Here is a 15,618-nt window from a genome sequence, read left to right on the forward strand (position 1 = left end):
CATCACCCGTTAGCCAGACCTGCGGCTTTTTCTATAAATATCATTATCGTCGCTGAAACTTCAGATGATTTTTGAATATAGAAAGACGCCACTGTGATGTAAAGCGTACACCCATCGGGTCATACTGTTAGCGGCACTTTTCTGCCATAATGGACGCTTTCGTTGTTACTGTGCAGGAGCCACCCATGGATTTTAACGCCGGACTGATGCCGCTTGAGACGGCACTCACGCAGATGCTCGACCGCATTTCCCCGCTGCAAGACGCAGAATCGCTGCCGCTGGTGCGCTGTTTCGGTCGGATTGCCGCGCGCGATATCGTCTCCCCACTCAACGTGCCCGGGTTCGATAACTCTGCGATGGACGGTTATGCGGTGCGCCTGGCGGATCTCCAGACGGGCAAGTCGCTGCCGGTGGCGGGTAAAGCATTTGCGGGCCAGCCGTTTAGCGGCGAATGGCCTGAAGGCACCTGCGTGCGGATCATGACCGGCGCGCCGGTCCCACAAGGCTGCGAAGCCGTGGTGATGCAGGAAGAGACCGAACAGACCGACGACGGCGTGCGGTTTACCGCCAGCGTCAGGGCCGGCCAGAACATTCGTCGCGCGGGCGAAGACATCACCCTTGGCGCCACGGTGTTTGCCGCCGGGCAAAAGCTGACGGCTGGCGAACTGCCGGTACTGGCTTCGCTCGGTATTGCCGACATCGAGGTGATTCGCAAGGTGCGCGTGGCGGTGTTCTCCACCGGTGACGAGCTGCGCCTTCCGGGCCAACCGCTGCAGGACGGCCAGATTTACGACACTAACCGCCTGGCGGTACACCTGATGCTGGAGCAGCTGGGCTGCGAGGTGATTAACCTTGGCATCATTCCTGACGATCCCGATCGGTTGCGCGCGGCATTTATTGAAGCAGATAACTGGGCCGACGTGGTGATCAGCTCCGGCGGCGTATCGGTTGGCGAAGCGGATTACACGAAAACCATCCTCGACGAACTGGGTGAAATCGCCTTCTGGAAGCTGGCTATCAAGCCGGGCAAACCTTTCGCCTTCGGCAAGCTTGAGCACAGCTGGTTCTGCGGCCTGCCGGGCAACCCGGTCTCTGCGGCCCTCACCTTCTACCAGCTGGTGATCCCGCTGCTGACCAAACTTTCTGGCAGCCATACCCGCCCGTTGCCTGAACGCCTGCGCGTGCGGGCGGCGACGCGCCTGAAAAAATCGCCGGGCCGTCTCGATTTCCAGCGCGGCATTCTGGCAACGGGTGCCGACGGCGAGCTGGAGGTGAGCACTACGGGTCATCAGGGGTCGCACATCTTTAGCTCCTTCAGCCAGGGCAACTGCTTTATCGTGCTGGAGCGCGAGCGCGGCAACGTAGAAGCGGGCGAATGGGTTGAGGTCGAACGCTTTAACCACCTGTTCGGAGGCTAAGATGACGGTGGAACTGAGCGACCAGGAGATGATGCGCTACAACCGCCAGATCGTCCTGCGCGGGTTTGACTTCGAAGGGCAGGAAGCGCTCAAGGCCGCGCGCGTGCTGGTGGTCGGCCTCGGCGGCCTGGGCTGCGCTGCTGCACAGTATCTCGCCGCCTCGGGCGTGGGCCAGATGACGCTGCTGGATTTTGATACCGTCTCGGTATCGAACCTGCAGCGCCAGACGCTGCACAGCGACGCAACCCTGGGTCAGCCGAAAGTGGAATCTGCCCAGGCGGCGCTGGCGCGTATTAATCCCAACGTTCAGTTCACGCTCATTGACGCCGCGCTGGATGACGCAGCGCTCTCCGCACAGATTGCGCAGCATGATCTGGTTCTCGACTGTACCGATAACGTCGCCATTCGTAACCAGCTCAACGCAGGCTGTTTTGCGCACAAAGTCCCGCTGGTCTCCGGCGCGGCGATCCGCATGGAGGGCCACATCAGCGTCTTCACCTACGCCGACGGCGCGCCCTGCTACCGCTGCCTGAGCCGCCTGTTTGGCGAGAATGCGCTGACCTGCGTCGAAGCGGGCGTGATGGCGCCGTTAGTCGGCGTGATAGGTTCGTTGCAGGCAATGGAAGCGATCAAGGTGCTGGCGCATTACGGTACGCCTGCTGCGGGGAAAATCGTGATGTACGACGCGATGACCTGCCAGTTCCGCGAGATGAAGTTAATGCGCAATCCGGGATGTGAGGTGTGCGGCGGTTAAGCCTTGTTGCAGCCTGATGCCCTCACCCCGGCCCTCTCCCACAGGGAGAGGGAGAAAACCGTAGGCCGGGTAAGCGCCAGCGCCACCCGGCAACAGAATCAAATCGACGTCCGCCCAAACGCGCCCTGCCAGTCCTGCTCAAACTTCACAATCGCCGCATCCACAGCCGGTGAAGTAATAAACTGCTGCGCCACGTCCAGCGGCAGGGTGATGGATTCACAGCCCGCCAGCAGGCAATCCAGCGCCTGACGCGGGGTTTTGAAACTCGCAGCCAGCACTTTTGACTGCGGGGCATGCAGGGTCAGCAGCTGTTGCAGCTCAATCACGGTCTGGATCCCGTCCCCGCCCTGCGCGTCCACGCGGTTCACGTAAGGTGCCACATACTCCGCCCCCGCCAGCGCAGACAACATCCCCTGCGCTGCGCCATACACCGCCGTCCCCAGCACAGGGATACCTTCCGCTTTCAGCAGTTTGATGGCGGCCAGCCCCTCTGCCGTCACCGGCACTTTGACCACCAGGTCGTGAACAATCGCGCGCAGTTTACGCGCGTCCTCTACCATGCCGTCGGCCGTCGTCGCCATCACCTGCGCAAACAGACGCCCCTTCCCGCCCAGCGCGTCGTGCAGGTCCGGCAGCAGCACGTCCAGCGGCGTTTTGCCTGCGGCAACGATGCTCGGGTTGGTGGTCACACCCGCCAGCGGGAAGATACGCGCCAGTTTACGCACTGCCGCAACGTCAGATGTGTCGAGATAAAGTTCCATGATGTCACCCTCAAAATTAGCCTGTACCTAACCTATCACGATAAAACCTGCTCAGGAGTTGACCTGCATCAAGATAACTTTCATTCGAAAGTCATTTAATCTTCATATGCAACCTGAGGGCTAAAAAATGATCTTCAATATTCAGCGTTACTCTACCCATGATGGCCCCGGAATTCGAACCGTGGTGTTCCTGAAAGGCTGCTCGCTGGGCTGCCGCTGGTGTCAGAACCCGGAAAGCCGCTCCCGCACCCGCGACGTGCTGTTTGATGCGCGTCTGTGCCTGGACGGTTGCGACCTGTGTCAGCAGTCCGCGCCGGGCATTATCGAGCGTGCGCTGAACGGGCTGGTCATCCATCGGGAAAGGCTGAATGCAGAGACGCTCGACGCCCTTACCGACTGTTGCCCGACGCAGGCGCTCACCGTCTGCGGAGACACGCAGCCGGTTGCGGAGATCATGGCTACCGTCCTGCGCGATAAACCCTTTTACGACCGTAGCGGCGGCGGCATTACCCTCTCCGGCGGCGAACCCTTCATGAACCCGACGCTGGCCCACGATCTGTTTAAAGCCAGCCACGAGCACGGCATTCATACCGCCGTAGAAACCTGCCTGCATGTCCCCTGGCACTCTATTGCCCCCTCACTGCCGTATGTCGATCTGTTCCTGGCCGACCTGAAGCACGTCGATGGCGACGTGTTCAAACAGTGGACCGACGGCTCAGCGAAACGGATCCTGGATAATCTCCGGCGTCTGGCGGCGGCAGGGAAAAACATCACCATCCGCGTGCCGCTGATTCAGGGCTTTAATGCCGATGAAGCGTCCATTACCGCCATCACCAACTTCGCCGCCGACGAACTCAACGTCCGCGACATTCATTTTCTGCCGTATCACACGCTGGGCATGAACAAATACACCCTGCTCGGTCAACCTTACTCTGCCCCTGACAAACCGCTGGATAACCCTGCCCTGCTGGACTTTGCACAGCAGTATGCCTGCCACAAAGGGTTAACCGCGACCTTACGAGGATAAACTTATGACGACCCTGAATCTCACCACCCTCAGCGAGCGAATTAAAGCGCACAAAACCGCCCTGGTGCATATTGTGAAGCCGCCGGTCTGCACCGAGCGCGCGCAGCACTACACCGAAATGTACCAGCAGCACATGGACAAACCGATCCCGGTGCGTCGTGCCCTGGCGCTGGCGCATCACCTGGCGCAGCGTACTATCTGGATCAAGCACGACGAGCTGATCGTCGGTAACCAGGCGAGCGAAGTCCGCGCCGCGCCGATTTTCCCGGAATATACCGTTTCGTGGATTGAAAAAGAGATAGACGATCTGGCCGACCGCCCCGGCGCAGGCTTTGCGGTCAGCGAAGAGAACAAACGCGTGCTGCATGACATCTGCCCATGGTGGCGCGGCCAGACGGTACAGGACCGCTGCTACGGCATGTTCACCGACGAGCAGAAAGGCCTGCTGGAGACCGGCATTATCAAAGCCGAAGGCAACATGACCTCCGGTGACGCGCACCTGGCAGTGAACTTCCCGCTGCTGCTGGAGAAAGGCCTCGACGGCCTGCGCGCCAAAGTGGCCGAGCGCCGCTCGCGCATCAACCTGACGGTGCTGGACGATCTGCACGGCGACCAGTTCCTCAAGGCGATCGATATCGTGCTGGACGCCGTTAGCCTGCACATTGAACGCTTCGCCGCGCTGGCCCGCGATATGGCCTCGACAGAGACGCGTGCAAGCCGCCGCGACGAACTGCTGGCAATAGCGGAAAACTGTGACGTGATTGCCCACCAGCCGCCAGCCACCTTCTGGCAGGCGCTGCAGCTGTGCTACTTCATCCAGCTGATCCTGCAGATTGAGTCCAACGGCCACTCGGTGTCGTTTGCCCGCATGGACCAGTATCTCTATCCGTTCTACCGCCGCGACGTGGAGCTGAACCAGAGCCTTGACCGCGAGCACGCGATTGAGCTGCTGCACAGCTGCTGGCTGAAGCTGCTGGAGGTCAACAAAATCCGCTCCGGCTCGCACTCCAAAGCTTCGGCGGGTAGCCCGCTGTACCAGAACGTCACCATCGGCGGGCAGACGCTGGTTAACGGCGAGCCGATGGACGCGGTGAACCCGCTCTCTTACGCCATTCTCGAATCCTGCGGCCGCCTGCGCTCCACCCAGCCAAACCTGAGCGTGCGTTACCATGCGGGCATGAGCAACGACTTCCTCGACGCCTGCGTGCAGGTGATCCGCTGCGGCTTTGGGATGCCGGCGTTTAACAACGATGAAATCGTTATTCCGGAATTCATCAAGCTCGGCGTCGAGAAAGACGATGCCTACGACTATGCGGCAATTGGCTGTATTGAAACCGCCGTCGGCGGCAAGTGGGGCTATCGCTGTACCGGCATGAGCTTTATCAACTTTGCCCGCGTGATGCTCGCCGCGCTGGAAGGTGGCCGCGACGCCACCAGCGGTAAGGTATTCCTGCCGCAGGAGAAAGCGCTCTCTGCCGGCAACTTCGATAACTTCGAGGAGGTGATGGCGGCGTGGGATACCCAGATCCGTTATTACACCCGTAAATCCATCGAGATTGAGTACGTGGTGGACACCATGCTGGAAGAGAACGTCCACGACATTCTCTGCTCCGCGCTGGTGGACGATTGCATCGAGCGCGCGAAAAGCATCAAACAGGGCGGCGCGAAGTATGACTGGGTATCCGGCCTGCAGGTGGGCATTGCTAACCTCGGGAACAGCCTGGCCGCGGTGAAGAAACTGGTGTTCGAGCAGGGCACCATCGGCCAGCAGCAGCTCGCCGCCGCTCTGGCGGATGACTTCGACGGGCTGACGCACGAACAGCTGCGCCAGCGTCTGATCAACGGCGCGCCGAAGTATGGCAACGACGATGACAGCGTGGACATGCTGCTGACCCGGGCTTATCAGACCTACATTGAAGAGCTGAAGCAGTACCACAACCCGCGCTATGGACGCGGCCCGATTGGCGGTAATTACTACGCCGGGACATCGTCTATCTCCGCCAACGTGCCTTTTGGTGCCGCAACCATGGCCACGCCGGACGGACGTAAGGCGCATACGCCGCTGGCGGAAGGGGCAAGCCCGGCCTCCGGCACGGACCACCTCGGCCCGACGGCGGTGATTGGCTCCGTGGGCAAACTGCCGACCGAAGCGATCCTTGGCGGCGTGTTGCTCAACCAGAAGCTGAACCCGTCGACGCTTGAAAACGACAGCGATCGTCAGAAGCTGATGGTGCTGCTGCGCACCTTCTTCGAGGTGCACAAGGGCTGGCACATCCAGTACAACATCGTGTCGCGCGACACGCTGCTGGAAGCGAAGAAACACCCGGACCAGTACCGCGATCTGGTGGTGCGCGTCGCAGGGTATTCGGCGTTCTTCACCGCCCTTTCCCCGGATGCGCAGGACGATATCATTGCGCGTACCGAGCACACGTTGTAACGCGTTATCCCCTCTCCCTTGAGGGAGAGGGTTAGGGTGAGGGGGAAACGCGCACGCAGATGCCCTCACCCCGGCCCTCTCCCACGGGGAGAGGGAGAAACCACTCAGCGGCAGCCTCGGTTGCCGTTTTGTTTTACTTTCGAATGAAATTAAATTTGTGCTCCCCGTCACCTTGTTATTAGAATGTTTCAAAACGAAGTGACTCTGGAGCACAGTATGACCGTAAAAGTTATCGTCACCGATATGGACGGTACTTTCCTGGATGACGCCAAGCAGTACGATCGCGACCGCTTTCAGGCACAATTCGAACAGCTTAAGGCCCGTGATATTGAATTTATTGTTGCCAGCGGCAACCAGTACTACCAGCTAATCTCCTTCTTCCCGGAGCTGAAAAATCAGATCTCCTTTGTGGCGGAGAACGGTGCGCTGGTGTTCGATCATGGCGAACAGATTTTCCACGGCGAGCTGACCCGCCACGAGGCGCAAATCGTCATTGGCGAACTGCTGAAAGACAAAGGGCTGAACTTTGTCGCCTGCGGGCTGGAAAGCGCCTACGTGAGCGATCGCGCCCCCGAGGCGTTTGTGGCGCTGATGTCAAAGCACTACCACCGTCTGAAGCGCATCGGCGACTACCGTGAAATCGACGACGTGTTGTTCAAGTTCTCCCTCAACCTGCCGGACAGCGATATCCCGAATCTTGTCGACAAACTGCACGTGTCACTGGACGGCATCATGAAACCCGTCACCAGCGGTTTCGGGTTTGTCGATTTGATCATTCCCGGCCTGCACAAAGCCAACGGCATCAGTCGCCTGCTGAAGCGCTGGAAAATCTCCCCGCAGGCGTGCGTGGGTATCGGCGACAGCGGCAACGACGCGGAAATGCTGAAGCTGGTGAAGTACTCCTTTGCCATGGGCAACGCGGCTGAAAGCATCAAGGACATTAGCCGCTACAGCACCGACGATAACAATCATCAGGGCGCGCTGAACGTTATTCAGGCCGTGCTCGACGCTCACTCCCCGTTCGACATCTGATCCTTCTCCTGCCGGGGCATCGCTCCGGCACCGCACGCGTTTCCCATCCTGTGGCACAGGTCAAGTTTTTAAACTTGCATTAACTTATTTTTAACTTAGAGTATCACTTGTAGATAACTTTACTTTCGAATGAAAGATGCGAGGCAGTAATGACGTTTACCAGTGAAATTTTGCCTGCGGACCACAAAGCGGCGATACGTCAGTTGAAACGCGAGTTACGCGCACAGATCGGTGACGTTCAGGCGGTGTTCGACAAGCTCAGCGATAAGATTGCCACCCGCGTGGCGGAAATTAATGCGCTGAAGAATAAAGGCGAAAGCGTCTGGCCGGTGATCCCGTTTGCGGATGTCAAAAACGGCACGATAACTGCGGAACAGCGCGACGCGGTAAAACGTCGCGGCTGTGCGGTGATCAAAGGTCATTTCCCCCGCGAGCAGGCGCTGGCGTGGGATAAGTCGATGCTCGATTACCTCGATCTCAACCACTTTGACGAGGTGTATAAAGGGCCGGGCGATAACTTCTTCGGGAGCCTGACGGCCTCTCGCCCGGAGATTTACCCGATCTATTGGTCGCAGGCGCAAATGCAGGCGCGCCAGAGCGAGGAGATGGCCCAGGTACAGTCGTTCCTGAACCGTTTATGGACATTCGAGAGCAACGGCAAACGGTGGTTCGACCCGGACGTCAGCGTGATTTATCCGGACCGCATTCGCCGCCGCCCGCCGGGAACCACCTCGAAAGGATTGGGCGCACACACCGATTCCGGCGCGCTGGAACGCTGGCTGCTTCCGGCCTATCAGCAGGTCTTCGCGCGGGTGTTTGACGGCAACGTCGATCAATACGATCCGTGGAACGCCGCGCACCGTACCGAGGTGGAAGAATACACCGTGGATAACACCACCAAATGTTCAGTGTTCCGCACCTTCCAGGGCTGGACGGCGCTGTCGGACATGATCCCCGGTCAGGGTCTGCTGCACGTGGTGCCGATCCCGGAAGCGATGGCCTATATTCTGCTGCGTCCGCTGCTGGACGATGTACCCGAGGACGAACTGTGCGGCGTCGCGCCGGGACGCGTACTGCCGGTTTCAGAGAAGTGGCACCCGCTGCTTATCGAGGCGCTGACCAGCATTCCGGCGCTGGAAGCCGGAGATTCCGTCTGGTGGCACTGCGACGTGATCCACTCCGTTGCGCCGGTTGAAAACCAGCAGGGCTGGGGCAACGTGATGTATATCCCCGCCGCGCCGATGTGCGAGAAAAACCTCGCCTACGCGAAGAAGGTCAAAGCCGCGCTCGACACCGGCGCGTCGCCGGGCGATTTCCCGCGCGAGGATTACGAACAGACGTGGCAGGATCGCTTTACCCTGAACGACCTGAACATCCACGGCAAACGGGCGCTGGGCATGGCCTAATCGTCGTACAGCCCTTCCCGCTCGACGGCGGTGCGTCGCTTGCCCTGACGTATCCGCCGTACCGACTCCCTTACCGTCAGCGTGCCGTTGAGCAACAGCGTGCCGACCGGGGCGTCCGGGCGCATCAACCGCTGCTGGAGCATGTGCACCGCCTCCACGCCCAGCTCATCGCGCGGGACGTGGACTGCGGTTAACGGCACGTCCTGAATCGCCGCCAGATTAAAGCCGTCGATGCTCATCACCGAAACATCCTGCGGAACCCGCAGCCCGTGATTTTGCAGCGCACTGATGGCGCCCGCCGCCATAAAATCGCCGCCTACCAGAAACGCCGTGGGCAGCTCTTTTCCCTGCCGCTGCCCGAGCCATTCGCTGACCGCGCGCTCGGTCTCTTTGGCACTGAAGCTTTGCACCTCCAGCAGATCGCGTTTGTCGTCGAAGCTCAGATTATGCGTGCGCCACGCATCGCGGATCCCCGACAGACGCAGCTCCATGGTATAGCGCCGCAGACAGAGCACGGTCATCACCTCACGATGCCCCATCTCGAACAGGTACTCCGCCGCTCTTTCGCCAATCGCACGGTGATCCGGCGCAACGGCAGGCAAGCGCATATGCCGGTCACGGCAGTTGATAAGCATGCACGGTTTGCCCACGTCGACCGCCAGATCGTGAATGTGCGGATCGTCGATACCCAGCAGGATCGCCGCCTGGGTATCCGGCTCGTTCATGCGCGTCAGAAACAGCTGAGCGTCGCTGTCGTTTTCCTCCAGCGCGCAGTAGCGCAGACGCACCTCGTACGAGGCCAGCCCTTTGCTGATGCTCTGGATCACGCGGTAGTAAAAGATATCGGACCGTTCGTCAAACGCTCGCTGGGGGGCAAAAATCACCAGGCTATTGAGCAGCAGACGGCCCGCTGCCAGACCGTCCATCACGCCCAGCTCCCGCGCGCAGGCCAGCACTTTCGCCCGCGCACGTTCGCTGGTGTTGGCTTTGCCCGCCAGCACGCGCGAAACGGTGCTGATCGAGAGCTGCGTGCGCTCAGCGATTTGAGTGATTTTTAACCTTTTGTCCATTTTGTGATCTGGCTCCGGTTGTGTCATGAAAATTTTTTCATATCGCCGCCAATGCTCAATAACTTAGCTTCACAGGCCACGAACGATCAATCACAAAGGATCATGAAAAGTTTTGCATAAAATCCCCTGTCGTCCAGCCACTTTCTCCCCTACTGTGCAGTTATCACACAAAACGCATCGAATTGGTATAACAGGTTTAATGCATAAAACCGTTACTATTCAGCGAAATATAAAAATGTGTGTGACAACTTACTTTCTCTATCCTGCCGTCCGTCTTGTGGAGATCAAAATGAGTCAGGACATCAATACACCCCTTGCGGCAAGCAAAACCCGCCGCGTGATTAAGAACCTGCGCTGGTACGTTCTGGTCCTGTTTTTACTGGGCGTGACCGTTAACTACATCACCCGTAACTCGCTGGGGATCCTCGCGCCCGAGCTCAAAGAGAGCCTGGGGATCACCACCGAACAATACTCCTGGATCGTCGGGGCGTTCCAGATTGCCTACACCCTTTTTCAGCCCCTGTGTGGCTGGCTGATTGACGTTATCGGCCTGAAGATTGGCTTTATGGTGTGCGCCGGTCTGTGGGCGCTGATGTGTATTTTTCATGCCGGGGCCGGAAGCTGGCTGCATCTGGCGATCCTGCGCTTCTTTATGGGCGCCTCTGAGGCGGCCGCCACACCCGCGAACGCCAAAACCATTGGCGAATGGTTCCCGAAATCGGAACGTCCTGTCGCGGCTGGCTGGGCGGGCGTGGGCTTCTCGGTCGGCGCAATGCTGGCCCCGCCCATCATCTACTTTGCCCATGCCTCGTTCGGCTGGCAGGGCGCGTTTATGTTTACCGGCGTGCTGGCGCTGCTGTGGGTGATTTTATGGTGGGCGTTCTACCACAACCCGGAGCAGCACCCGAACCTCAGCAACGAGGAGCTGGCGTTTATTAAAAAGGATAACGAGCCACCGCCGGTCAAACTCCCCTTCCTCACCGCGCTGAAAACCGTGTCGAAGAACAAACGCTTTTACGGTATCGCCATTCCGGCCTTTATGGCCGAGCCTGCCTGGGCGGTACTGAGCTTCTGGGTGCCACTGTACCTCGCCAAACAGCACGGGATGGACCTGAAGCAGATTGCGACGTTCGCCTGGCTCCCCTTCCTGGCAGCAGATCTCGGCAGCGTGGCGAGCGGTTACCTTACCCGGCTGTACACCCGCCTGTTTGGCTGCTCACGCGTGAACGCCGTGGTCGCCAGCTCCGTAACCGGCGCATTCCTGATGATCTCGCTCGCCGTCGTGGCGATAACCCGTGACCCGTATATCACCATCGCGCTGATCTCCATCGGCGGCTTCGGGCACCAGATTATCTCCTGCATGCTGAGCGCGCTGGTCGTGGAGTCGTTCGACAAAGGCCAGATGGCGACCGTCAACGGCATGCGCGGCTCGGCGGCGTGGATCGCCAGCTTCCTGTTCTCTCTTTTGATTGGGGTGACCGCCGACAAAATTGGCTTTAACCCGCTGTTCATTGCCATGGGTTTCTTTGACCTGATTGGCGCTGTTTTCCTGGTGGCATTTATTGCTGAACGTCGCGCCACGCGCGCCTGATAGTGGATGTATTGCATATGAAAACCCTGAAAAACTGGACCGTCGATACGCAGTCCGCGAACCATCTGGAACTGCTGGTCGATAATCAGCACCGCCTGTGCCTGTACGTGCTGGAAGAGAACCTGTTCCGCGTGCTGATTAAACGCAAAGGCGAGCTGGCGCTGGACCGCACCTGGAGCATCGCGCCGGAGAAAGACGTACCGTGGGAAGGCCGCCACCGCGACGATCTGAGCGGCTTCACCTGCCCCTGCTGGACGCTTTCGCAGCAAGACGATGTGCTGACGATGGCCACCGACAAACTGCGCGTCACCGTGCACCAGCCGCTGTGGCTGGAGTGGCATTACCGCAGTGACGACGGCCAATGGAACCCGCTGGTCAGTGACCGTCCGACCAGCGCCTACCTGCTTAACGCGCACGGCGACGGCGTGGCGCACTACCTGAGCCGCCGCAAGGACGAGCGCTTCTACGGGCTGGGAGAAAAATCGGGCGATCTGCAGCGCAACGGTAAACGCTACGAGATGCGAAACCTCGACGCGATGGGCTATAACGCCGTCAGCACCGACCCGCTGTACAAGCATATTCCGTTCACCCTTACCCGCCGCGACGACGTAAGTTACGGCCTGTTTTACGACAACCTGAGCAGCTGCTGGCTGGATCTGGGCAACGAGATCGACAACTACCACACCGCCTACCGCCGCTGGCAGGCGGAAGCAGGCGATATCGATTACTACATTTTCACCGGTAAGCGGGTGCTGGACGTCATCAAAGCCTTTGTGCGTCTGACCGGTAAAACGCTGTTCGGCCCGAAATGGAGCCTGGGCTACAGCGGGTCAACCATGCACTACACCGACGCGCCGGACGCGCAAAACCAGCTGATGAACTTTATCCGCCTGTGTGAGGAGCACGCTATTCCATGCGATTCGTTCCAGCTTTCGTCCGGGTATACCTCGATCAACGGCAAGCGCTACGTCTTTAACTGGAACCATGACAAAGTGCCGCAGCCGAAGGTGATGAGCCAGGCGTTCCATGACGCCGGGTTAAAACTGGCCGCCAACATCAAGCCGTGCCTGCTGCAGGATCATCCGCGCTATAACGAGGTGGCGGAAAGAGGCCTGTTCATTCGTGATTCAGAAACCGATGCACCAGAACGTTCCAGCTTCTGGGATGATGAAGGCTCGCACCTCGATTTTACCAACCCACAGACGGTGCAGTGGTGGCAGAACGGCGTCACCACGCAGCTGCTGGAGATGGGCATCGATTCCACCTGGAACGACAACAACGAGTATGAAGTGTGGGACGGAGAAGCGCGGTGTCATGGCTTTGGCAACGACATTGCCATCAAACACATTCGCCCGGTGATGCCGCTACTGATGATGCGCGCCTCGCTGGAAGCGCAGCAGCGCTTTGCCCCGGAAAAACGCCCGTATCTTATCTCCCGCTCCGGCTGCGCCGGGATGCAGCGCTACGTCCAGACCTGGAGCGGCGATAACCGCACCAACTGGGACACCCTGCGCTATAACATCCGCATGGGGCTGGGCATGAGTTTATCCGGGCTGTTTAACGCCGGTCACGACGTGGGCGGCTTCTCCGGCGATAAGCCCGATGCCGAGCTGTTCGTGCGCTGGGTGCAGAACGGCGTGATGCATCCGCGTTTTACCATCCACTCGTGGAACGACGATTGCACCGTTAACGAGCCGTGGATGTATCCGGGCGTCACGCCTGCCATTCGCGGCGCGATTGAGCTGCGCTACCGCCTGCTGCCGTATCTCTATACCCTGCTGTGGCAGGCGCATGCGGACGACGAGCCGATGCTGCGCCCGACCTTTCTCGACCACGAACACGATCCGCAGACCTTTGAAGAGTGCGATGATTTCCTGCTCGGTCGTGACCTGCTGGTGGCAAGCGTTGTCGACGCCGGTCAGCGCGAGCGCCGCGTCTGGCTGCCGGATAACGTAACCGGCTGGTATGACTATTACACCCACGAGTGGTTCTCTGGCGGCCAGTGGATCGTCCGCGACGCGCCGCTGGAAACCCTGCCGCTGCTGGTACGCGCCGGGGCCGGTTTGCCGCTGAGCGAGCGCATTACCCACGTGAGTGCTGAAAAAGACGATACCCGCGAGCTGAAGCTGTTCCCGGTGAAAGGCGTGGGGACGACGTCGGGCCTGCTGTTTGAGGACGACGGCGAGAGCTGGGGCTACCAGCAGGGCAATGCGCTGTGGGTTGAGTGGCAAATGGTGTGCGACGGGGCGAGCATTCATCTGAATATTGCGGCACGCGGCGACTATCGTCCGGCATGGAAGGTGCTGAAGGTGTCGTTACCGGCGGGGGAAAAACGTACGCTGCGGGTCAATGGTATTGAAGGGGGTGAATGGGAGGTGTAGTGCGGCCTGATGCCCTCACCCTAACCCTCTCCCACGGGGAGAGGGAACAGAATGTAGGCCGGGAAAGGCGAAGCCGCCACCCGGCATTTTTTAGCCGTCGATACCTTTGCTACGCAGGTAATCTTCGTAGTTACCGGTGAAGTCCACCACGCGCTCTGGCGTAATCTCAATCACGCGGGTCGCCAGGGAGCTCACGAACTCACGGTCGTGAGAGACGAAGATCAGCGTCCCCTGATACATCTCCAGCGCCATGTTCAGCGATTCGATAGATTCCATGTCCAGGTGGTTGGTAGGTTCATCCATCACCAGGATATTCGGTTTTTCCATCATCAGTTTGCCGAACAGCATGCGGCCCTTTTCACCACCGGAGAGCACTTTGGCAGGCTTTTTGATGTCGTCCTGGCTGAACAGCAGACGCCCCAGAATGCTGCGCACCGCCTGCTCGTCATCGCCTTCCTGCTTCCACTGGCTCATCCAGTCGAAGACCGTCAGGTCGTTTTCGAACTCGTACTCGTGGTCCTGCGCGTAGTAACCGATCTGCGCGTTTTCGGACCACTTCACGGTACCGTTGTCCGGCTGCAGTTCGCCCACCAGCGTTTTCAGCATTGTGGATTTACCCACGCCGTTGGCACCGAGGATGGCAATCTTCTCGCCCACTTCCAGCAGCAGGTTGAAGTTTTTAAACAGCGGACCGCTTTCAAAACCTTTTGCCAGGGCTTCCACTTCCAGCGCATTACGGAACAGTTTCTTGTCCTGCTCGAAGCGGATGAACGGGTTCTGACGGCTTGACGCTTTGACTTCGTCGAGCTTGATCTTGTCAATCTGACGGGCACGCGAGGTTGCCTGACGCGATTTTGAGGCGTTGGCGCTAAAGCGGCTGACGAAGGACTGCAGGTCAGCGATCTGCGCTTTCTTCTTGGCGTTATCAGCCAGCAGACGTTCACGCGCCTGGGTTGCCGCGGTCATGTATTCGTCGTAGTTGCCCGGGTAAACGCGCAGCTCGCCGTAATCCAGATCCGCCATGTGGGTGCAAACCATGTTCAGGAAGTGACGGTCGTGCGAGATGATGATCATGGTGCTGTCGCGGTCGTTCAGCGTCTGCTCCAGCCAGCGGATGGTATCGATGTCCAGGTTGTTCGTCGGTTCATCGAGCAGCAGGATGTCAGGATTTGAGAACAGCGCCTGCGCCAGCAGCACACGCAGCTTCCAGCCCGGCGCGACTTCGCTCATCGGGCCGTAGTGCTGTTCAACAGGGATACCGACGCCCAGCAGCAGCTCGCCCGCGCGCGCTTCGGCTGAGTAGCCGTCCATTTCACCGTACAGCACTTCGAGATCGGCCACTTTATAGCCGTCTTCTTCGCTCATCTCGGCCAGGGCGTAGATGCGATCGCGCTCCTGCTTCACTTCCCACAGCTCTCCGTGTCCCATGATCACCGTGTCGAGCACGGTGAACTCTTCGAAGGCGAACTGGTCCTGACGCAGCTTACCGATACGCTCGTTAGGATCGAGCGACACGTTGCCGAGCGTCGGCTCCAAATCACCGCCGAGGATCTTCATAAAGGTGGATTTTCCGCTACCGTTGGCACCAATCAGGCCGTAACGGTTGCCGCCGCCAAATTTGACGGAAATATTTTCGAACAGCGGCTTACTGCCAAACTGCATAGTGACGTTGCTGGTAACTAACACGGAGAGATTCCTGCGAAAAGTGTGATAAACGCGGCATTATGCCACAATTCCGAAT

11 protein-coding genes are annotated in these 15,618 nt (G+C 59.2%); 8 read left to right on the top strand and 3 right to left on the bottom strand.

All coding sequences use genetic code 11. The annotated features are described in order from the left end of the window. The first annotated feature begins 185 nt into the window (after nt 1–185). Nucleotides 186–1,418: a molybdopterin molybdotransferase MoeA gene (moeA, locus tag ACWKX3_RS08690; RefSeq protein ID WP_454541597.1), complete on the top strand. Its 1,233-nt coding sequence runs from the start codon at nt 186–188 to the stop codon at nt 1,416–1,418. A 1-nt stretch (nt 1,419) separates the two neighbouring features. Then, entirely contained in the window at nt 1,420–2,172 is a 753-nt protein-coding gene (gene moeB / locus ACWKX3_RS08695; protein ID WP_454541598.1) for a molybdopterin-synthase adenylyltransferase MoeB, read from the top strand. Between the two features lie 98 nt (nt 2,173–2,270). Here the strand turns inward: moeB and fsa are convergent, their stop codons facing one another. Next, nucleotides 2,271–2,933, bottom strand: a complete 663-nt coding sequence (gene fsa / locus ACWKX3_RS08700) for a fructose-6-phosphate aldolase (protein WP_006174242.1) — start codon at nt 2,931–2,933, stop codon at nt 2,271–2,273. Between the two features lie 127 nt (nt 2,934–3,060). On the opposite strand from fsa, the gene ACWKX3_RS08705 reads away from it, so the two are divergent. From ACWKX3_RS08705 to ACWKX3_RS08720, 4 genes are all read left to right on the top strand, one after another. Further along, nucleotides 3,061–3,960, top strand: coding sequence for a glycyl-radical enzyme activating protein (locus ACWKX3_RS08705; RefSeq protein ID WP_006174241.1), 900 nt, complete (start codon nt 3,061–3,063; stop codon nt 3,958–3,960). Nucleotides 3,961–3,964: 4 nt separating this feature from the next. Further along, nucleotides 3,965–6,397, top strand: coding sequence for a formate C-acetyltransferase/glycerol dehydratase family glycyl radical enzyme (locus ACWKX3_RS08710; RefSeq protein ID WP_006174239.1), 2,433 nt, complete (start codon nt 3,965–3,967; stop codon nt 6,395–6,397). 216 nt (nt 6,398–6,613) lie between these two features. Continuing rightward, a complete protein-coding gene (locus tag ACWKX3_RS08715; protein ID WP_101737992.1) occupies nt 6,614–7,429 on the top strand; it encodes a Cof-type HAD-IIB family hydrolase in 816 nt (271 codons plus the stop codon). A 149-nt stretch (nt 7,430–7,578) separates the two neighbouring features. Continuing rightward, nucleotides 7,579–8,835, top strand: a complete 1,257-nt coding sequence (locus tag ACWKX3_RS08720) for a DUF1479 domain-containing protein (protein WP_454541599.1) — start codon at nt 7,579–7,581, stop codon at nt 8,833–8,835. Here ACWKX3_RS08720 and ACWKX3_RS08725 read toward each other — a convergent pair. Continuing rightward, nucleotides 8,832–9,905, bottom strand: a complete 1,074-nt coding sequence (locus tag ACWKX3_RS08725; RefSeq protein WP_454541600.1) for a LacI family DNA-binding transcriptional regulator — start codon at nt 9,903–9,905, stop codon at nt 8,832–8,834. The genes ACWKX3_RS08720 and ACWKX3_RS08725 overlap by 4 nt on opposite strands. Nucleotides 9,906–10,194: 289 nt before the next feature. Here ACWKX3_RS08725 and ACWKX3_RS08730 point away from each other — a divergent pair, with 289 nt between their 5' ends. Then, nucleotides 10,195–11,496 carry an MFS transporter gene (locus tag ACWKX3_RS08730; RefSeq protein ID WP_454541601.1) on the top strand — a complete coding sequence of 434 codons (1,302 nt, stop codon included), beginning with the start codon at nt 10,195–10,197 and terminating at the stop codon, nt 11,494–11,496. Nucleotides 11,497–11,513: 17 nt separating this feature from the next. Further along, nucleotides 11,514–13,877: a TIM-barrel domain-containing protein gene (locus ACWKX3_RS08735; RefSeq protein ID WP_454541602.1), complete on the top strand. Its 2,364-nt coding sequence runs from the start codon at nt 11,514–11,516 to the stop codon at nt 13,875–13,877. A 90-nt stretch (nt 13,878–13,967) separates the two neighbouring features. On the opposite strand, the gene ACWKX3_RS08740 is transcribed toward ACWKX3_RS08735, so the two are convergent. Then, nucleotides 13,968–15,563 (bottom strand): ABC-F family ATPase, encoded by a 1,596-nt coding sequence (locus ACWKX3_RS08740; protein ID WP_042321096.1) that lies wholly within the window; start codon nt 15,561–15,563, stop codon nt 13,968–13,970. Nucleotides 15,564–15,618: the final 55 nt, after the last annotated feature.

The sequence above is a fragment of the Enterobacter sp. UPMP2052 genome (assembly GCF_053709675.1).

Coding starts and splice junctions, on each gene's coding strand:
- ACWKX3_RS08730 (WP_454541601.1), top strand. CDS start 10,195: ATGAGTCAGGACATCAATACACCCCTTGCGGCAAGCAAAACCCGCCGC.
- ACWKX3_RS08710 (WP_006174239.1), top strand. CDS start 3,965: ATGACGACCCTGAATCTCACCACCCTCAGCGAGCGAATTAAAGCGCAC.
- ACWKX3_RS08735 (WP_454541602.1), top strand. CDS start 11,514: ATGAAAACCCTGAAAAACTGGACCGTCGATACGCAGTCCGCGAACCAT.
- fsa (WP_006174242.1), bottom strand. CDS start 2,933: ATGGAACTTTATCTCGACACATCTGACGTTGCGGCAGTGCGTAAACTG.
- ACWKX3_RS08705 (WP_006174241.1), top strand. CDS start 3,061: ATGATCTTCAATATTCAGCGTTACTCTACCCATGATGGCCCCGGAATT.
- ACWKX3_RS08715 (WP_101737992.1), top strand. CDS start 6,614: ATGACCGTAAAAGTTATCGTCACCGATATGGACGGTACTTTCCTGGAT.
- ACWKX3_RS08720 (WP_454541599.1), top strand. CDS start 7,579: ATGACGTTTACCAGTGAAATTTTGCCTGCGGACCACAAAGCGGCGATA.
- ACWKX3_RS08725 (WP_454541600.1), bottom strand. CDS start 9,905: ATGGACAAAAGGTTAAAAATCACTCAAATCGCTGAGCGCACGCAGCTC.
- moeA (WP_454541597.1), top strand. CDS start 186: ATGGATTTTAACGCCGGACTGATGCCGCTTGAGACGGCACTCACGCAG.
- moeB (WP_454541598.1), top strand. CDS start 1,420: ATGACGGTGGAACTGAGCGACCAGGAGATGATGCGCTACAACCGCCAG.